This is a genomic window from Comamonas sp. C24C, assembly GCF_053345995.1.
The window spans coordinates 310,799-329,127 of sequence record NZ_JBKFBC010000001.1 but is presented as its reverse complement, the minus strand read 5'-3'; the positions used below and the strand labels follow the sequence as shown (position 1 = coordinate 329,127).

The window sequence follows — 18,329 nt, the reverse complement described above, 5'->3', positions numbered from 1 at the left end:
TGGGCTTCGCCCCTCACCCAACCGCCCGCCCTTCGCATGACCATTGTTCGCCGTCATCACGCAGTTACCGCCATCAGTGCCATGGAGTCTTCTCCCACATTGGCGCGCCTGGCAGCGCTGACGCAGGACTCAAGCAACCGGCTCAAGGCTGTCCTGCCACTGGTTCCGCCCATGCTGCGCGCCAGCCTGCAGGCCGGACCCATTGATGAAGACGGCTGGTGCCTGATCGTGAAAAACAACGCAGCTGCCGCCAAAGTGCGCCAACTGCTGCCCGCCATGGCAGCCCATCTACGCACCAAAGGCTGGGCCGTCACCCGCATACGCATCAAGGTTCAGGCCTGATAAGGCTTTTTAGGCACTGAAAAACAAAAAAGGCCTCCGAAGAGACCTATTTGTTTGGTGCCGGTTGTCGGATTCGAACTGACGACCTACCGCTTACAAGGCGGGTGCTCTACCAACTGAGCTAAACCGGCGAAGACTGAATTCTAACGTAGAAAAACAGCCCCAAAAGAAGAAACCCAAAATTTCTTGGCTTGCCCTCGGGCATCCGGTTTCAGGATGTCTCTCCGCTTATTTCACACGCTTGAGCGCCGGACGACCACCTGCAGGCGGTGGCGTACGAGGAGCATCATCTTCACCGGAAGCCTCGGCTTCGGCCTTGACGGGAACCAGCTGCACCACACGCTCGGCCGAGGATTCGTCATCCGACTCCATGTCGGGCTCGCCATCGTCCATCAATGACACATCGCCATCCGCGGAGACTTCGTCCTCCTCGGGCGGGAAGGCCATGCCCTGGCCGGTTTCCCGAGCATAGATGGCCATGACGTTTGCCACGGGTACCATGATTTCCCGAGGCTGGCCGCCAAAGCGTGCCTTGAATTCCACGTACTCGTTGCCGATCAGCAGGCCGCTGGTCGCGTCGTAGCTGATGTTGAGCACGATCTGGCCATCGCGCACAAACTCCATGGGCACCTGGGTGCTGCGATCCACACGCACGGCGATATGCGGCGTCAGACCATTGTCGGTACACCATTCAAACAAAGCCCGCAGCAGATACGGACGGGTTGAAGTCGTTTCAGGGGCTGTCATCTCGTTTCCTGACGAATCAAATCCAGAAGATTGCAAAGACAAAAAAGCGGGCAGATGAAGGAAATCCCTTCAGCATGCCCGCTCTGCGCTCATGTGCAATTACTTGCGCATGACCTTTTCGGAAGGCGTCAGCGCTTCAATGTAAGCCGGACGCGAGAAGATACGCTCGGCATACTTGAGCAAAGGAGCGGCATTCTTGGACAGCTCGATGCCGTAGTAGTCCAGGCGCCACAGCAGCGGAGCAATGGCCACGTCCAGCATGGAGAAGTTCTCGCCCATGATGTACTTGTTCTTCAGGAAGATGGGAGCCATCTGAGTCAGGCGATCACGGATATGGGCACGGGCCTTTTCCAGAGCCTTTTCATTGCCCTTGACGTTGCGCTCCTCGAGTGCACTCACGTGCACGAACAGTTCCTTCTCGAAGTTCAGCAGGAACAGGCGCACACGGGCACGATCCACGGGGTCGCCAGGCATCAGCTGGGGATGGGGAAAGCGCTCATCGATGTACTCGTTGATGATGTTGGACTCGTACAGGATCAGGTCGCGCTCGACCAGGATTGGCACTTGACCATAGGGGTTCATCACGGCGATCTCTTCGGGCTTGCTGAACAAGTCCACATCGCGGATCTCGAAATCCATGCCTTTTTCAAACAGCACAAAGCGGCAGCGGTGTGAGAAGGGGCAAGTCGTTCCCGAATAAAGCACCATCATGGTGGAGACTCCTAAAAATCAAAAAGAGTGGGTTGCCCACGGCACCCCACTCTGCACTAACACGGTTTGGCTGCAGACAACTGCTGCACGGCGGCAAAGCTTATTTCACGTCTTTCCAGAACGCGGCATTCAGGCGCCAGGCGATAAAGATGAAGATACCCAGGAAAATCAAAACGCCCACCCCGATACGGGTTCGGGTGTTCTGAGCCGGCTCCCCCATCCATTGCAGGTAATTCACCAGATCGCCAACTGCCTGATCGTACTGCACTGCGCTCATCTTGCCAGGAGACACCTGCTCCCAACCCTTGAAGACCTGGGTCTTAGTTCCGTGGTCGTCATGCTCTTCGAAGATGGCGCGACGCTCGCCCTGCAGCTCCCACAGCGCATGCGGCATGCCTACGCTGGGAAAGGCGAGATTATTCCAGCCTGTGGCCTTGGTGTCATCCCTGTAGAAAGTACGCAAGAAGGTATAGAGGTAATCGGCACCCGAGCCACCCGAGCCGGCGCGTGAGCGCGCAATCACCGTCAGATCGGGAGGATTGGCACCGAACCACTCCTTGGCCTCCTTGGGATTGATGGCGGCCTTCATGGTCTCACCCACCTTGTCGGTGGAAAACAGCAGATTGTCCTTGATGTCCTGCTCGGTCAGACCGATGTCCTTCAAGCGGTTGAAACGCATGAAGGCAGCGGAGTGGCAGCTCAGGCAGTAGTTGACAAAGATCTTGGCACCATTTTGCAAGGATGCCGTATTGCTGGTGTTGACCGGCGCCTTGTCCCAGTGGATGCCGCCTTCGGAGGCTTGCGCAGCACCGGCGATACCCAGGACCGCAACCAGGGTCAGAATCAGTTTCTTCATTCTTGTTCTCTCCTGCTTCAGTGAGGCTTGAAGGTCACACGCTCGGGCACGGGCTTGGTCTCGCCCAAGCGACTCCACCAGGGCATGAGCAGGAAGAAGCCGAAGTAGAACAGCGTGCCGACCTGAGACACCTTCTCGCCAATCGGCGACGGAGGCTGCACACCCAGATAGGCCAGGACGACGAAATTCACCACAAACACTGCATACACATACTTGTGCCAGCTGGGACGATAGCGAATCGACTTGACCGGGCTGCAATCGAGCCAGGGCAGGGCAAACAGGATGATGACCGCACCACCCATGACGACCACACCCCAAAACTTGGCGTCGATGGACAGCATCATGGCGATGGCACCCAGCGCCACGATGGCCACTGCACCCTTGGCAAAACCGGGCAGGCGCGACTTGAGAATGCCGTAGCCGGCACCCAGCACCACGCAGGCGATCAGCACATACATCATCTCGCCGGTGATGGCACGCAGCATCGAATAGAAGGGCGTGAAGTACCAGACGGGGGCAATGTGATTGGGCGTCTTGAGCGGGTCGGCGGGGATGAAGTTGTTGTACTCCAGGAAGTAGCCGCCGAACTCGGGTGCAAAGAACACCACGGCCGAGAACAGGAACAGGAACACCGTCACGCCGAAGATGTCATGCACCGTGTAGTAAGGGTGGAAGGGAACGCCATCCAGAGGGCGACCCTTTTCATCCTTGGGCGCATTCGGACCCTTGATTTCAATACCGTCGGGATTGTTGGAGCCCACATCGTGCAGCGCCAGCAAATGCGCCACGACCAGACCCAGCAGCACCAGGGGCACGGCAATCACGTGGAAGCTGAAGAAGCGGTTCAGCGTCGCATCGCCCACCACATAGTCGCCGCGGATCAGCAAGGCCAGATCGGGGCCGACAAAGGGGATGGCGGAGAACAGGTTCACGATCACCTGGGCGCCCCAGTATGACATCTGGCCCCAGGGCAGCAGATAGCCCATGAAGGCTTCGGCCATCAGCACCAGGAAGATGGCGCAACCGAAGATCCAGACCAGTTCGCGCGGTTTGCGGTAAGAACCGTACAGAAGACCGCGGAACATATGCAGATAGACCACCACAAAGAACGCCGAGGCGCCCGTGGAGTGCATATAGCGGATCAGCCAGCCCCAGGGCACATCACGCATGATGTATTCCACCGAAGCAAACGCCTTTTCGGCGTCGGGCTTGTAGTGCATCACCAGGAAGATGCCGGTGACGATCTGAATCACCAGCACCAGCAGCGCCAGCGAGCCGAAGATGTACCAGAAGTTGAAGTTCTTGGGAGCGTAGTACTCCGACATATGGACGCGGTACGCATCGAATGCCGTCGGAAACCGGTTCTCCAGCCAGTTCATGGCCTTCGCTCCAGTCGTGGAGTTCGGGTCGATTTGCTTGAATTCGTGGGCCATTGTTCTTGTCTCCCTCAGGCTGCCTTGGTGTCTTCACCAATCAGCAGCTTGGTGTCGGACAGATACATATGTGGCGGCACCTGCAGGTTATCCGGCGCTGGCTTGTTCTTGAACACCCGGCCGGCCATGTCAAAGGTGGAGCCATGGCATGGGCACAGGAAACCGCCCTTCCAGTCTGCGGGCAGCGAAGGCTGAGGCCCGGCAACGAACTTGTCGGTGGGCGAGCAGCCCAGGTGGGTGCAGATGCCCACGACCACGAGGATTTCAGGCTTGATGGAGCGCGCTTCATTTTGCGCATAGGGCGGCGTGAACTCTTCGGGATGACGCACCGATTTCGGGTCCGCCAATTCGCCATCGAGGCCAGGCAAGTCCTTGAGCTGCTCGGGTGTTCGCTTGATGATCCACACCGGCTTGCCACGCCACTCGACGGTGAGCTTCTCACCATCCTTGAGATTGGAGATATCCACCTCTACCGCAGCACCTGCTGCTTTGGCTTTTTCAGAAGGCTGGAAGGAGCTCACAAAAGGGACGGCCGTTGCCACACCGCCCACGGCACCAGCACATGCTGACGTGATGATCCACGTGCGCTTGCTGGAGTCGACTGGAGAGTCACTCATGGATTTCCTCGAAGTACATCGCTTGATTTGGGGTCAACTGCAAATTCTAGCGGTGGGGTTATGGTTATTCCAGCCCCAGTCCGACGTTGACAACCGCCAAAGTCACGCAATACTGCGCTATCTCAAACTCTTAGTGACTGGAACTGCTTATGGGCATGATGCAAGAATTCCGTGAGTTCGCAATCAAGGGAAACGTCATGGATCTTGCCGTGGGCGTGATCATCGGCGGCGCGTTCGGGAAAATCGTTGATTCCGTGGTCAACGACCTGATCATGCCTCTGGTGGGTCTGTTCTTTGGCAAGCTGGATTTCTCCAACCTGTTCGTCGTTCTGGGCACCATGCCCGAGGGAGTTCCACGCACACTGGATGCGCTGAAAAAAGCCGGCATTCCTGTATTTGCCTATGGCAACTTCATCACCGTTGCAGTGAATTTCGTAATTCTGGCCTTCATCATTTTCATGATGGTCAAGCAGATCAACCGCCTCAAGCGCGAGGCACCCGCGGCACCGGAGCAAGCACCTGCTACGCCTGAAGACATTCAGCTGCTGCGCGAGATCCGCGACAGCCTCAATCGCAAGGCTTGAGATCCTTCAGGTCTTATGACTGCAAGCCTGCCGGCCCCGGCAGGCTTTTTTCATGGGGCGCTGCCGTGCAATGCATCCGGACGGATGTCGCACTGAGCTGCCGCTGAGGAACAGTCAAATCGCCAGACTGCGTGCCATATGTATGGCTTCGAGCAAGCTGGCCTCATCAGCCACGCCCTGGCCGGCAATGTCAAAGGCCGTGCCATGGTCGGGACTGGTGCGCACCAGCGGCAAACCAAGGGTCACGTTGACGCCTTTTTCCACACCCAAATATTTGACTGGGATCAACCCTTGGTCGTGGTACATCGCCAACACCACATCGAATTCACCCGGATGGGCTGGCGTATTTCGCGCCCGCATGAAGACCGTGTCCGGCGCAAACGGCCCCTGCACATCCATGCCTTCGGCCTGAGCTGCCGCGATCGCCGGGGCAATGATCTCGATTTCCTCACGACCGAAGATGCCGCCCTCGCCCGCATGCGGATTGAGCCCAGCCACGGCAATGCGAGGCGCGCGCCCCAGGTTCCTGCTCAGCGCCTGATGCGTGATGCGCAAGGTCTGCAGGATCTGCGGCCCGGTCATGGCCTCGATGGCCTCACGCAGCGACACATGGATGCTGACCAGCACGGTGCGCAACTCGTCGTTCGCCAGCATCATGCGCACCGGCATCTGCTCGAGCGAAACGCCCGCATGGGCGGCCGCCTCGGCCTGCAGAAGTTCCGTGTGCCCGGGGAAAGTCACTCCCGCCAGATGCAGCGCCTCCTTGTGCAGAGGCGCCGTGACCAGGGCGGCAATCTCGCCACGCAAAGCCGCTTGCGCGGCCCAGACCACGCATTGCGCTGCGGCCTGCCCGGCAGCTGCGCAAATCTGGCCATAGGGCTGAGGCCCCGCCAGTCCCGGCAGGTTCAGCAGCGCGACAGCACCCTCCGGGACAGACCAGGCTTCGCCCGGCTCATCGATCACCACCACGGGCTGAGCGATGCCCTGATCGCCCTCAGCAGCACGGGCGGCCAGCGCTGTGGCACGGCGCAGAGTCTGCAACTCGCCCACCACAAAGCAGCCGCGCATGGCCTGCGGCGCAGCCCGGAAGGCCTTGGCGATGATTTCAGGCCCTATGCCTGCGCAGTCGCCCTGGGTGATGGCGATGGTTTGGGTTGAAGCATTGACGGACATAGGCATCAGGGTTGCCGCAAGCTCCTCTGTTCTCAAGTGCTTGCAGCCATCAAAAGTGAGAGACGAAGGTCCGGGACCGGATCAGGCCGGGTTGTCGATATCGATGAAGCGGTGCTCCAGCCCGCACTCCTGGGCCACATGGGCCGCCACGGCCGGCGCGCCGTAGCGCTCGGTGGCGTGATGACCGGCAGCGATAAAGCTCACGCCCATCTCCCGTGCCAGATGCATCTGGGGCTCGGAGATCTCGCCGGTGATATAGGCATCGGCGCCGGCGGCAATCGCGGACTCGAAAAAGCCCTGCGCCCCTCCGGTGCACCAGGCCAGCTTGCGGATCGGCTGGCTCTCCTGCCCACCGGCCAGCGTCACCTTGCGCCCCAGCACGGCTTGCACATGTTCGGCCAGAGCTGTGGCATCGGCAAAGTCCGCATCGGCCAGCCAGCCCAGGTTCTGGTCGCCGAATGCGGCCTGACCCTGCACGCCCAGCCGAGCCCCGAGCTGCGCGTTATTGCCCAGTTCGGCATGGGCATCCAGCGGCAGATGATAGGCAAACAGATTGATGTCATGCGCCAGCAGCAGGCGGATGCGCTCCTTGAGCCAGCCCGTGATACGACCATCCATGCCGCGCCAGAACAGACCGTGGTGCACGAAGACGGCATCGGCCCCGCCCTCGATCGCTGCCTCGATCAGGGCGCGACTGGCCGTCACACCGCTGACGATGCGACGAATCTCGCTCCTGCCTTCAACCTGCAGGCCGTTGGGTCCGTAGTCCTTGAAGCGCTCTGGCTGCAGCAGCCCGTTGAAAACGGATAACAGGGTGTTTCGCTCAATGCTCATGCTCCGATTGTGCCCAAGCCCGCACACAGACCCAGCCAGCAAGGCTTTGACAGACGTAAAAAAGGGCAGCCCAGAGCTGCCCTTTCTTCAAGACAAGCGGCTTCAAGCCTTCTTGGCCTGCCAGCCCTTGCAGGCCAGCGGCCAGAATCCCATCGCCATGCCCAGCACGCCCATGGCCGCCACATAGTGGGCAGGAGCCATCACGTCCACCTGCTGCCACACGGACACCAGCATGGGAGTCAGACCGCCGAACACGGCATAGGCCATGTTGTAGGAGAAGGACAGACCGGTGAAACGCACTTCAGGCGGGAAGGCCCGGACACCCACCACGGGCAGCAGCGAGATGGAGCCCACGAAGAAGCCCACGGTCGCATAGTTGCAGATCAGAGACGCCTCGTTGCCTGGCAGGTTCAGGTAGAACAGATAGGCCGTGGCCGTCATGCCGCCCCAGCCGATGAGCATGGTCAGCTTGGTGCCGATCTTGTCGGACAGCCAGCCCCAGAACACGCAGCCCATGGTCAGCGTCACGGTCGCCACGGCATTGGCCTTCAGGGCCATGGCAGGCTCGATGTGAAACACTTTTTGCAGATAGGCCGGCGTGAACAGAATCACCACCACAATCGCCGTGGACAGCACCCAGGTCATCAGCGCCACGACAACGCAGGCTTCGCGGTGGTCGCGCAGGATGGTCTTGATCGGCAGTTCGCGGTCGGCGGCCTTGCGAGCCTGCAACTCCTGGAAGATGGGAGTCTCGTGCAGGAACTTGCGCAGATACACCGACACCAGACCGAAGACACCGCCCAGAATGAAGGGCAGGCGCCAGGCCCAGTCGTGGATCTCGCTCTGGCTGTAGGTGCTGTTGAGCCAGACCCCGATGATGGAGCCCAGGAAGATACCGCCGGTAATGCCAGAAGTCAGTGCGCCAATGGCGAAGCCGTAACGCTTTACGGGAGCATGCTCGGCCACGAACACCCAGGCACCGGGCATCTCACCGCCAATAGCGGCACCTTGCATCACGCGCATCAGCAGCAGCAGGATGGGAGCAGCCAGGCCTATGGTTTCATAGGTCGGCAGCAGACCGATGACCAGCGTGGGCACGGCCATCAGGAACACCGACAGCGTGAACATCTTCTTGCGGCCCAGAATGTCGCCGAAGTGGGCAATCAAGATGCCGCCGATGGGGCGTGCCAGATAGCCGGCGGCGAAAATGCCTAGCGTCTGCAGCTGGCGCATCCACTCGGGCAGCGAAGCCGGAAAGAACAGGCTGCCGATCACATTGGCAAAAAAGACGAACACCACGAAGTCATAAAACTCCAGCGTTCCGCCCAGGGCCGATAAGCCCAGGGTCTTGTAGTCCTCCCGGTTCAGGGGGCGATTCTTCGCAGCAGCCGGCGCTTTGGCCGATGCAGCGTGGTCAAGCGTAGTCATGGTGTTTCCCAGATCGAACAACAGGACAGCGCGGATAAGGCCGCTGATCACGGGTCAACGTGCAGTGGCATACCGATTGCAGCGGGCTTCAGATGCAAAGCCACACCAGACCGAATATGAGCACCTTGTGGGCAGTCATGGCGGCGTAAGCGCAGTCGAAAAAACATTCTAGGGTTTTCACTCATGGTTTCTGGCCGCGCAAAACTTTAGAAGCCTGCAGTCCTATAGCCATCGCTCCTGCAATCTGCAAAGCTTTGCGTTATGCAATTGCGCGCAAGCAAATGTTCGCTTCGACGCCCGGTGCAGCCATGCTTCACAATGTGGGCTTGTTCTCCTCACTACCTATACGCATTACATGAAACGCACCTGGTTGCTGTTTTCGCAGGTCGTCACCGTGCTGGTGGCTATCTATTTTGTAGTGGCTACCCTACAGCCCACTTGGCTTCAGCGCGGAAACATTCGCAGCAATGCCGGGGTTTCGCTGCTGCAGGCTCCCTCTGCCCCGGCGGGTGAAGTCGCCCCGGGCAGCTTTGCGCCAGCCGCACGCAAGGCCTCGCCCGCCGTGGTCAGCATCAACACGAGCAAGGCGGTCCGCCACCCACGCGCCAACGATCCCTGGTTCCAGTTCTTCTTTGGCGATCAGGGCCCGCAGGAGCAATCTGGTTTGGGCAGCGGCGTCATCATCAGTCAAGATGGCTACATCCTTACCAACAACCATGTGGTGGAAGGCGCCGACGATATCGAGGTCACGCTGACCGATAGCCGCCAGGCCAAGGCCAAGGTCATTGGCACGGACCCCGAGACCGATCTGGCCATTCTCAAGGTCGAGCTCGACAAGCTGCCCGTCATCGTGCTGGGCAACTCCGACCAGGTCGCCGTGGGTGACCGCGTGCTGGCCATCGGCAACCCCTTCGGTGTGGGCCAGACCGTGACCAGCGGCATCGTCAGCGCCCTGGGCCGCAGCCAGCTGGGCATCAACACCTTCGAGAACTTCATCCAGACCGATGCCGCCATCAACCCGGGCAACTCCGGCGGCGCCCTGGTGGATGCCAACGGCAATCTGCTGGGCATCAACACGGCCATCTACTCGCGCTCGGGTGGCAGCATGGGCATCGGTTTCGCGATTCCCGTCTCCACGGCCAAGATGGTGCTGGACGGCATCGTCAAGGACGGCAAGGTCACACGCGGCTGGATCGGCGTGGAGCCCAACGAACTCTCGCCCGAGCTGGCCGAGACCTTTGGCGTCAAGGCCGATGCCGGCGTCATCATCACCGGCGTGCTGCAGGCCGGCCCCGCCGCCCAGGCCGGCATGCGCCCTGGCGACGTGATCGTCAAGGTGGGCGAGACCGCGACCCGCAATGTCTCCGAGCTGCTGACGGCCGTGGCCTCGCTCAAGCCCGGCGAAGCCGCCAAGTTCGATGTGCGCCGCGGCGACAGCGAAGTGGTGCTGAACATCACTCCGGGCGCCCGCCCTGCAGCCAGCACCCTGCAGCAGCAAAGCCGCCCCCGCCGTTGACGGACGCTGCCGCTAACCACACCAGCCAGCGCCAGTCGCTGGCTTTTTTCATATTGCGGCCTGTTGCAGGCTGCAGCGAGCCATCACAGATCATCAGGAAATACGGCTCAAACGCTTGCAGATAAAGCGCTGGAAGCTATCAAAACAAAAGCCCTTGAATCACTTCAAGGGCTTTGCTGGGAGTCGGAGACGAAGATCAGTGACCGTCCGTGGATTTCTCCACTTCCGTGCCCGTACCCTCCTCGGCATCGGGCGCACGCGATACCCGGCTGAACCAGCCGGCCCCCAGAATGCCGATCTCGTAGAGCAGGCACATGGGCAAGGCCAGGGCCAGCTGAGAGATCACATCGGGCGGCGTGATGACGGCAGCAATCACGAAGGCCAGCACCACGAAATAGCCGCGGAAGGCCTTGAGCTTCTCGATCTCCACCAGACCAAAGCGCACCAGCAGCATCACCACGATGGGCACCTGGAAGGCCGCCGCAAATGCTATGTAGAGCGAGAGGATCGCTTCCACATACGAGGCAATGTCGGGCGTGGCCGCCACGCTGGCGGGCGTGAAGTGCTGGATGAACTTGAACATATTGCCCAGCACAAAGAACTGTACGAAGGCAATGCCGGCATAGGCCAGCAGGCTGCCGAACATGATCAGCGGCAGGGCGAACTTCTTCTCGTGGCTGTACAGACCCGGCGCCACAAAGGCCCAGATCTGGTACATGATCCAGGGCAGCGCCAGCAGCACGGCCACCATCATCAACACCTTGAGCGGCACGAAGAAGGGCGAAAAAACGCCCACCGCAATCAGCTTGGCGCCGGGCGGCATGTGCTCCTTGATGGGCAGGGCGATGAAGTCGATCAGGCCGTCGGGACCCGGCCAGAACATCAGCAGACCGACGCCGATCAAAACGCCATACAGGCTGTAGAGCAGGCGATCACGCAGCTCCATCAGGTGCTGGACAAACGGCTGCTCCGTGCCGGCGAGTTCGTCTTCTTTAGAGGGTTCGGACATGGTGCAAAACCGCGTCGGAGCCCGATCGGCTCCACACGCTTGAGAAACAACAACGCCCGTGAATCACGGGCAAAGAGCGACATGCGGGCAGCCAAGCCGGCCCACTGGGACCGGCCATGGCCGACCTTGCGGCCGGCAGGCTGCTGAGCTGCATGTTCAATGGAACTTCTTGGGGCGAAAGCGCGCCACGCGTGCCGCACCCGACTGGACCTTGCTGCGTACCCCGGCACGGGCCTTGTACCACTGGGGCACGGCACCGCGCTTGACGCGCCAGTTCTTGCGAGGATGGCGGTAGCTGGGCACCACGCTGCTGTGCGTATCCAGACCGGTGTAGCCACCTTCTGCGTCATAGGAGCCGAAGGACGAAGCCGAAGTCATGTTCGAGTCGTCGCGCAGGTCCTTGGTCGCATCGCTCCAGTCCTTTTCAAGATCGGAGGCCTGATTGCGCATGCTGGACTCCACATCCCGCGCGGCGGTCTCGACCGTGTCCTTCATCTTGCGCAGCTCATCGAGCTCCATGGAGCGGTTGACCTCGGCCTTGACGTCGGACACATAGCGCTGTGCCCTGCCAAGCAAGGTGCCCACCATGCGGGCCACGCGCGGCAGCTTTTCGGGACCGATGACCACCAGGGCCACGGCACCGATCAGCGCCATTTTGGACAGGCCAATATCAAACATCTAAATGTCAGTCCTGCCGCGATCAGCTCTTTTGCTTGGCTTCCACGTCGATGGTGGCCTTTTCGGCAGCCTGCTGGTTGGCCACTTGGCCGGTCGCAGCGTTGGCGTCGGCATCAGTCGCGCCGTCCTTCATGCCGTCCTTGAAGCCCTTGACGGCGCCGCCCAGGTCGGAGCCGATGTTCTTGAGCTTCTTGGTGCCGAACACCAGAACCACGATGAGCAGCACGATCGCCCAGTGCCAGATAGAAAACGAGCCCATGAGAATCTCCTAGAAATTGCAAACCATTTTAGACGGGGCTTGTGACAGATACGAATCAATCACCCAAAAAGCCTGCAGCGCACAGCTCTATCGCCGCGTGCAGGCCCGCTGCGCCGCCTGATCAGCCCTTGAGCCAGGGGCGCGGACCGCCCATGACGTGCAGGTGCAGATGGTGCACTTCCTGGCCGCCTTCGCTGCCGGTGTTGACCACGATGCGGAAGCCGCCATCGGGATAAGGATTGCAGCCCTGCTCCAGCGCCAGTTTGGGAGCCAGCGCCATCATGCGGCCCAGCAGGGGCGCATCTTCGGCGCCGACCTGGGCCATGGAGGGGATGTGCTTCTTGGGAATCACCAGGAAGTGCACGGGCGCACCGGGGTGGATGTCATGGAAGGCGAACAGCTCCTCGTCTTCATAGACCTTGCGCGAAGGAATCTCCCCCTTGGCGATGCGGCAGAAAATGCAATTGGCGTCGTAATCGTGGTCGTGCATGGTCTCTGGTATCTCTACGGTTCAGTACTCCGAACGCCCTGCCCTGCCCATGGCCCAGGAGGCCAGGAAGCAGGCAACGGCGTCGCCCCCTGAGGAGGCTATCCCCTATTCTCGTTGAATCGCAGCGTCTGCTTGATGCCAAGGTGCTCGCGGTTGAGCTGCAGCCATTGCTGGCCGCGCTCGCGACCCAGCTCGAACAGTTTGCGCACCATGCCCATGTCTGCGCGCACCTTGCTCGAGGCGCCAAAGGGTTTGAGCACCGAGCCGCCATCGATGCGGTGCATCAGCACATGCTTGTAGCGCTCCGGGTCCAGACGCTTTTGCTCCAGCAGCTTGACCACGAACTCGATGGCCCGCAGCTCGGCCAGCAAGCTGGCGTTGAAGGTGATCTCGTTCATGCGGTCCATGATCTCGCGGGCCGTATCGGGCGAGACATCGGACTCCTTGGGATTGATCTGCACCAGCAGGATGTCCCGGCTCCGGGTCTCGTAGATCAGCGGATACAGGGCCGGATTTCCAGAGAACCCACCATCCCAGTAACACTCTCCGTCAATCTCCACCGCCTTGAACAGCTGCGGCAGGCAGGCCGAGGCCATGATGGCGTCTGCCGTCACCTGCTCGCCCTTGAAGATCTTGCCGCCGCCCGTGCGCACGTTGGTGGCGCAGATGAAGAGCTTTGGCACCACGCTTGGATGAGCGGGATGGGCCAGCGTCTCGAAATCCACCACCCGTGTGAGCAGCTGCCGCAGCGGGTTGATATTGAGCGGATTGGTCTGATAGGGCGACAGAAACTGGTTGAGCACCCCCATGAACTGCTTGCTGCCCGGCAGCGGTGCGGCCCAGAACATCTTGCCCACGCTGCCCATGGTGCCCACGCCCTCCCACAGCTCGCGCAGAGACTGGCGCGCCAGCTGACGCCCGAGGTAACGGGCGTCGTCCAGATTCTTTTCCTGCGCGGCCGCCTGCGCGAAGCCATGGGCCAGCGCCACGGCATTCATGGCACCGGCACTGGTGCCGCTGATGCCTTCGAAGATCAGGCCGTCGTCGTCGAGCAATGCATCCAGCACGCCCCAGGTCAGCGCGCCATGCGATCCCCCGCCCTGCAGGGCCAGATTGAGGGTGTGGGAAGTCTCTGCAGCCATGGCACGATCCTGTGAAGGTTGAGGAACCAGGTAAGGGGCTTGGAGCCGTCGCTACGAACGCACAGTGGACATATCCAGCGAATCTGCGCAATTTCCGCAGCTTATCCAGCACCGCGAGCATTGCACAGGCCCGGCACCCGTGTCAGCCTGTCGACCCGAATCTGTTGCAGTGCAGCAAAACCGCTTGCAAAAACAAAAAAGCCCCGGCCTTAAAGCGGGGGCTTGGGTGTCTGGCAAGTTCTGCTCAGGGCTGGATCGCGCGATTCTTGTTCATGGCGATCATGCCGCTGACGATGCGGTAGAGGAACCAGATGGAGATCAGCACCCAGGCCGGGTTGAAGATCAGCAGGCCCAGCAGGAAGAACGGGAAGGTCACCGCATAGAGCACGATGGCCCAGAGCACGCTGCGCAGGCGCCAGGAAAAATGGCTCTCCTGCCAGGTGCCGCGCGCATCGTCGCGCTTGACCAGATCGATGACAACCGCAATCAGCAACAGCAGCACGCTGACCTGCGCGCCCGGCAGCACCGCGGCCACGGCCACGATCAGGTGCAGCAGATAGCTGACCCAGCCCCAGGCCTTCAGGCCCTCGACCTCGGCAGAGCCGCCGGGGCCTACATCGATGATGTCGCGATCGTCATTCATTCGTGCTTCCTTATTACTTGGCCGCCCCTTCCTGAGCAGCGCGTTCCTGGGCCTTGCGCAGGGCTTTTTCCTCCAGACCGCTGGTGCCCTCGCGGCGCTCCAGCTCGGCCACCACCTCTGCGGGTGTCAGGCCGTAGTGCGACAGCGCAATCATGGAGTGAAACCACAGATCCGCCACTTCATAGAGGAGCTTGCCCTTGTCCGCGCCATGATCGACATCCTTGGCGGCCATCACGACTTCGGTGGCCTCTTCGCCGATCTTCTTCAGAAAGGCGTCGGGCCCCTTGTGCAGCAGGCGCGCAACATAGCTTTTTTCGGGGTCGCCACCGTTGGCGACCTTGCGGCTTTCGATCACGGCGGCCAGACGGGCCAGTGCGCCCTCGACCGACGCGGTGTTTTGTTCAGACATGACTTTATTTATAGATGGAAGCAGGATCTTTCAAGACCGGATCGACAGCAAGCCACTGTCCGTCCTTGAACACGCTGTAGAAGCAGGAGTGGCGACCGGTATGGCAGGCGATACCGGGATCATGCCCCTCTTGCGTGATCTTGAGCAAAACCACGTCGTTGTCGCAGTCGATGCGCATCTCGTGCACGGTCTGCACATGGCCGGACTCCTCGCCCTTGAACCACAGCTTGTTGCGCGAGCGGCTGAAGTACACGGCACGCCCCAGCTCGGCAGTCTTCTCCAGTGCCTCGCGGTTCATCCAGGCGAACATGACCACGTCGCCGCTGCTTTGCTCCTGCGCAATCACGGGCACCAGCCCCTGCGCATCCCATTTGACTTGATCGAGCCAGCTCATTGCAGACCTTTGTTTTGTATAGCTGCCAGCGCAGGCCAGCAGCCGATTTCAACCACAAAACATATGGAAAGCCGCTTGTACCCTGCGCAAGCCGCTCTCAAAATAATCTTATAGACGCACAGGAATGCCGCGTGCGCGCATGCATTCCTTGGCCTGCTGCACGGTGTACTCGCCGTAGTGGAAGATGCTGGCGGCCAGCACGGCATCGGCGCCGCCAATGGTCACGCCATCGGCCAGATCTTCCAGATTGCCGACACCGCCCGAGGCGATCACAGGCACGGCCACGGCATCGGCCACGGCACGCGTGAGCTTCAGATCGAAGCCGCTCTTGGTGCCGTCCTTGTCCATGCTGGTCAGCAGGATCTCGCCGGCACCGCGCCTGGCCATCTCCTCGGCCCAGCGCACCACATCCAGCCCCACATTCTTGCGCCCGCCATGGCTGTACACATCCCAGCCCGGCCCCATGGGCGTGCCGCCAGGGCCGATGCGCTGCTCGTCCTCGGGCGTGCGGCGCTTGGCGTCGATGGCCACCACGATGCATTGCGCGCCGTACTTGTCGCTGCAGGCATTGATGGTGTCCGGGTTGGCGATGGCGGCGGAGTTGAAACTGGTCTTGTCGGCTCCGGCATTGAGCAGGCGGCGCACATCTTCCACGCTGCGCACGCCACCGCCCACGGTCAGCGGAATGAAGACCTGCGAAGCCACGGCCTCAATGATGGGCAGGATCAGGTCACGGCCATCGCTGGTGGCCGTGATGTCCAGGAAAGTCAGCTCGTCCGCACCCTGGGCGTTGTAGCGCGCGGCAATCTCCACCGGGTCGCCCGCATCACGCAGCTCCAGAAAATTGACGCCCTTGACCACGCGGCCGCCGGTCACGTCAAGGCAGGGAATGATGCGTTTGGCAAGCATGGACAAGTCTCGGAATATCTAGGAACAAGGGGGCCAAAGATACCACGGCCCCGCCTCCGCCCTGGACATCCATCCCCTTGCGCAGCCCTGCCGTGCAGGCATTGCACACCGCGCAAACCGTCCGGGCCGGAAAGCGGGCCGGCACCATTGCATCGCCGCCCGATCACAGGCCATTTTCTGAACGATTGGAAACACGCAGGTTCAGAAACCGGCCAGGGGCATTGGGATTCACCGATTCCTGCTGCTTCCAATTGAGTAACAGAAAACCCAGAGCCGGCTTCGAAATTCAGGACTTTCAGCTTTTGTTTCTTATCGAAACCAGCACTCCAGCACTTATTAACTGCCAAGCACGGGGCCATCGTCCATGTCCGGCCAGCCCGATAACAGAAACCCTGTTACCGACCATGGACGGCAGCCATGCGGCAGGAAACCGCATCAGTCAGGACTTCGAAAACCCTCTCCAAGCCAAGCCTGGCTTTATTGCAAGCCATTTTTCGGCCCTGACGTGCATACCCTGAATCATGTAAATAGAAAACCAATTTAGCTTCCAGATATACATAACGTAAAAAGATGTTATTTTTTACGCGGCGTTCTTGTTTGGATTGTTTTTATTAGTGAAACTATGAAAAAAAATAAATCAATAGTTTTAGTATTTTCAAATCCACATTCCTCTGAATCAATGGGCGGAATCGGAATGCCATCCCGCTCGATGACCGTACTCAAGCGCAGGTGATCATCATGGATATGAGACGCCAATATTTCGGTACCGACGGAATTCGTGGGCGGGCTGGGTACTTCCCGATTACGCCGGACTTCGCCTTGCACCTGGCCCATGTGGTCGGACGGATGCTTCACCGCAGTGAAGAGCGCCCGACCGTGCTGATTGGCAAGGACACGCGCATCTCAGGCCATATGCTCGAAAGCGCGCTGGTGTCGGGCTTCAATTCCGCGGGTGTGAATGTGATGCTGGTCGGCACGCTGCCCACACCGGGCGTGGCCTACCTCACACGCGCCTTGCGGGCCAGTCTGGGGGTGGTGATCAGCGCCAGCCACAACACCTTCGAAGACAACGGCATCAAGTTCTTCAGTGCCAAAGGCACCAAGCTGCCCTATGTCTGGGAAGTGGCCGTCGAGCAAATGCTGCTCGACGAGCCGCACTGGGTCTCGGCGATCGCGCTCGGAAAAACGCAGGTCCTCGATGACGCCGCCGGCCGCTACATCGAGTTCTGCAAGAGCACCTGCGACCATGCGTTCACCTTGCGCGGACTGAAGATCGTGGTCGATGCAGGCCATGGCGCGGCCTATCAGATTGCGCCCATGGTCTTTCATGAACTCGGCGCCGAGGTGGTGGCCATCGGCTGCGCTCCCGATGGTCTGAATATCAACCAGGGCGCCGGAGCCGCTCACCCTGAACTTCTGGCCACCACCGTCTCGGGTTGCGGTGCGGATTTCGGCATCGCTCTGGATGGCGATGCCGATCGCCTGCTGGTCGTGGATGCGGCCGGGCGGCTCTACAACGGAGACGAATTGCTGTACCTGGTCGTCGCGGATCGTCTGGAGCATGACGAGAGCATTGCGGGCGCCGTCGGCACGCTGATGACGAATATGGCCGTGGAGCAGGCCTTCGGTCTGCTGGATGTGGATTTCATGCGTACCAAGGTCGGTGACCGCTACGTGCTCGAGGAGCTCAGCCGCCGCGGCTGGACCTTCGGCGGCGAGGGTTCTGGCCATCTGCTGATCCTGGACCGGCACAGCACGGGCGACGGTCTGGTCAACGCGCTGCAGATTTTGCAGGCCTGCGTGCGCACCGGCCGAACGCTGTCGCAATGGCTGTTGCCGGTGCAGCTCTATCCCCAGGCCTTGCTCAATGTGCACCTGCCGCCAGAGCGCGATTGGCGCAGCAATGCCTTGCTGGCACGGGTGCAGGCGCAGGTCGAGGCGGAGCTGGGCTCCACCGGACGGGTGCTGGTGCGGCACAGCGGCACGGAGCCGGTGCTGCATGTGATGGTGGAAGCCCAGGATGGCGATCAGGCCAGCCGCTGCGCCGAACGACTGGTCTCCGCAGCCAGGGATGGTTAGTTGGCCGACGCGACGGCTTCGCTCATGCCATAGAGAAAGCCGGATCCGATCGCTGCCAGCACGAGGAACTGGCTGA

General features: G+C 60.7%; 23 protein-coding genes and 1 tRNA gene. 6 read left to right on the top strand and 18 right to left on the bottom strand.

From position 1 onward, the window contains the following. Positions 1–36 precede the first annotated feature (36 nt). The gene (locus ACLBXN_RS01465) at positions 37–342 is read left to right on the top strand and encodes a hypothetical protein (RefSeq protein ID WP_447610900.1); all 306 of its coding nucleotides are present in this window, start codon (positions 37–39) and stop codon (positions 340–342) included. A gap of 55 nt (positions 343–397) precedes the next feature. Here the strand turns inward: ACLBXN_RS01465 and ACLBXN_RS01460 are convergent. From ACLBXN_RS01460 to petA, 6 genes are all read right to left on the bottom strand, one after another. Beyond that, positions 398–473 (bottom strand) — tRNA-Thr (locus ACLBXN_RS01460). A gap of 97 nt (positions 474–570) precedes the next feature. Continuing rightward, entirely contained in the window at positions 571–1,089 is a 519-nt protein-coding gene (locus ACLBXN_RS01455; protein ID WP_447610899.1) for a ClpXP protease specificity-enhancing factor, read from the bottom strand. Positions 1,090–1,188: 99 nt separating this feature from the next. Further along, on the bottom strand, positions 1,189–1,800 hold the full coding sequence (locus ACLBXN_RS01450; RefSeq protein ID WP_003058564.1) for a glutathione S-transferase N-terminal domain-containing protein: 612 nt from the start codon (positions 1,798–1,800) through the stop codon (positions 1,189–1,191). Positions 1,801–1,900: 100 nt separating this feature from the next. Then, positions 1,901–2,656 (bottom strand): cytochrome c1, encoded by a 756-nt coding sequence (locus ACLBXN_RS01445; protein WP_353241022.1) that lies wholly within the window; start codon positions 2,654–2,656, stop codon positions 1,901–1,903. A gap of 17 nt (positions 2,657–2,673) precedes the next feature. Then, positions 2,674–4,089, bottom strand: coding sequence for a cytochrome b (locus tag ACLBXN_RS01440; RefSeq protein WP_003074023.1), 1,416 nt, complete (start codon positions 4,087–4,089; stop codon positions 2,674–2,676). A 14-nt stretch (positions 4,090–4,103) separates the two neighbouring features. Continuing rightward, complete coding sequence (petA, locus tag ACLBXN_RS01435; RefSeq protein ID WP_034364476.1) at positions 4,104–4,706, bottom strand: ubiquinol-cytochrome c reductase iron-sulfur subunit; 603 nt, start codon at positions 4,704–4,706, stop codon at positions 4,104–4,106. Here petA and ACLBXN_RS01430 point away from each other — a divergent pair. Continuing rightward, complete coding sequence (locus tag ACLBXN_RS01430; protein WP_167006308.1) at positions 4,705–4,881, top strand: hypothetical protein; 177 nt, start codon at positions 4,705–4,707, stop codon at positions 4,879–4,881. The two genes, petA and ACLBXN_RS01430, sit on opposite strands and share 2 nt — an antisense overlap. Continuing rightward, positions 4,856–5,290 carry a large conductance mechanosensitive channel protein MscL gene (gene mscL / locus ACLBXN_RS01425; RefSeq protein ID WP_003058572.1) on the top strand — a complete coding sequence of 145 codons (435 nt, stop codon included), beginning with the start codon at positions 4,856–4,858 and terminating at the stop codon, positions 5,288–5,290. The genes ACLBXN_RS01430 and mscL overlap by 26 nt, the downstream gene beginning before the upstream one ends. A gap of 114 nt (positions 5,291–5,404) precedes the next feature. On the opposite strand, the gene pdxA is transcribed toward mscL, so the two are convergent. The 3 genes from pdxA to ACLBXN_RS01410 form a co-directional block, all read right to left on the bottom strand. After that, on the bottom strand, positions 5,405–6,463 hold the full coding sequence (gene pdxA / locus ACLBXN_RS01420; RefSeq protein WP_447610898.1) for a 4-hydroxythreonine-4-phosphate dehydrogenase PdxA: 1,059 nt from the start codon (positions 6,461–6,463) through the stop codon (positions 5,405–5,407). Positions 6,464–6,544: 81 nt separating this feature from the next. Then, positions 6,545–7,297 (bottom strand): Nif3-like dinuclear metal center hexameric protein, encoded by a 753-nt coding sequence (locus ACLBXN_RS01415; RefSeq protein ID WP_447610897.1) that lies wholly within the window; start codon positions 7,295–7,297, stop codon positions 6,545–6,547. A 102-nt stretch (positions 7,298–7,399) separates the two neighbouring features. Beyond that, a complete protein-coding gene (locus ACLBXN_RS01410; RefSeq protein ID WP_447610896.1) occupies positions 7,400–8,725 on the bottom strand; it encodes an MFS transporter in 1,326 nt (441 codons plus the stop codon). Between the two features lie 355 nt (positions 8,726–9,080). Between ACLBXN_RS01410 and ACLBXN_RS01405 the strand changes: the two genes are divergently transcribed. After that, positions 9,081–10,241 carry a trypsin-like peptidase domain-containing protein gene (locus tag ACLBXN_RS01405; RefSeq protein ID WP_167006326.1) on the top strand — a complete coding sequence of 387 codons (1,161 nt, stop codon included), beginning with the start codon at positions 9,081–9,083 and terminating at the stop codon, positions 10,239–10,241. A 196-nt stretch (positions 10,242–10,437) separates the two neighbouring features. On the opposite strand, the gene tatC is transcribed toward ACLBXN_RS01405, so the two are convergent. The 9 genes from tatC to hisF form a co-directional block, all read right to left on the bottom strand. Further along, positions 10,438–11,250, bottom strand: coding sequence for a twin-arginine translocase subunit TatC (gene tatC / locus ACLBXN_RS01400; protein ID WP_034348270.1), 813 nt, complete (start codon positions 11,248–11,250; stop codon positions 10,438–10,440). A gap of 156 nt (positions 11,251–11,406) precedes the next feature. Continuing rightward, positions 11,407–11,928: a Sec-independent protein translocase protein TatB gene (gene tatB / locus ACLBXN_RS01395; RefSeq protein ID WP_003062149.1), complete on the bottom strand. Its 522-nt coding sequence runs from the start codon at positions 11,926–11,928 to the stop codon at positions 11,407–11,409. Between the two features lie 22 nt (positions 11,929–11,950). After that, positions 11,951–12,187, bottom strand: a complete 237-nt coding sequence (gene tatA / locus ACLBXN_RS01390; protein ID WP_003058595.1) for a Sec-independent protein translocase subunit TatA — start codon at positions 12,185–12,187, stop codon at positions 11,951–11,953. Positions 12,188–12,308: 121 nt separating this feature from the next. After that, entirely contained in the window at positions 12,309–12,677 is a 369-nt protein-coding gene (locus ACLBXN_RS01385) for a histidine triad nucleotide-binding protein (RefSeq protein WP_343676010.1), read from the bottom strand. Between the two features lie 98 nt (positions 12,678–12,775). Beyond that, complete coding sequence (locus ACLBXN_RS01380) at positions 12,776–13,819, bottom strand: patatin-like phospholipase family protein (protein ID WP_447610893.1); 1,044 nt, start codon at positions 13,817–13,819, stop codon at positions 12,776–12,778. A 244-nt stretch (positions 13,820–14,063) separates the two neighbouring features. Next, positions 14,064–14,462, bottom strand: coding sequence for a DUF4870 family protein (locus ACLBXN_RS01375; RefSeq protein ID WP_309468769.1), 399 nt, complete (start codon positions 14,460–14,462; stop codon positions 14,064–14,066). A gap of 13 nt (positions 14,463–14,475) precedes the next feature. Further along, positions 14,476–14,871, bottom strand: a complete 396-nt coding sequence (locus ACLBXN_RS01370) for a phosphoribosyl-ATP diphosphatase (protein ID WP_043003521.1) — start codon at positions 14,869–14,871, stop codon at positions 14,476–14,478. 4 nt (positions 14,872–14,875) lie between these two features. Next, positions 14,876–15,304: a phosphoribosyl-AMP cyclohydrolase gene (gene hisI, locus ACLBXN_RS01365; protein WP_255538961.1), complete on the bottom strand. Its 429-nt coding sequence runs from the start codon at positions 15,302–15,304 to the stop codon at positions 14,876–14,878. A gap of 69 nt (positions 15,305–15,373) precedes the next feature. Continuing rightward, positions 15,374–16,174 carry an imidazole glycerol phosphate synthase subunit HisF gene (hisF, locus tag ACLBXN_RS01360; RefSeq protein WP_003058607.1) on the bottom strand — a complete coding sequence of 267 codons (801 nt, stop codon included), beginning with the start codon at positions 16,172–16,174 and terminating at the stop codon, positions 15,374–15,376. Between the two features lie 77 nt (positions 16,175–16,251). On the opposite strand from hisF, the gene ACLBXN_RS01355 reads away from it, so the two are divergent. Continuing rightward, positions 16,252–16,692 carry a hypothetical protein gene (locus tag ACLBXN_RS01355; RefSeq protein ID WP_447610892.1) on the top strand — a complete coding sequence of 147 codons (441 nt, stop codon included), beginning with the start codon at positions 16,252–16,254 and terminating at the stop codon, positions 16,690–16,692. A gap of 226 nt (positions 16,693–16,918) precedes the next feature. Then, a complete protein-coding gene (glmM, locus tag ACLBXN_RS01350; protein WP_343676528.1) occupies positions 16,919–18,253 on the top strand; it encodes a phosphoglucosamine mutase in 1,335 nt (444 codons plus the stop codon). The last annotated feature ends 76 nt before the right edge of the window (positions 18,254–18,329 follow it).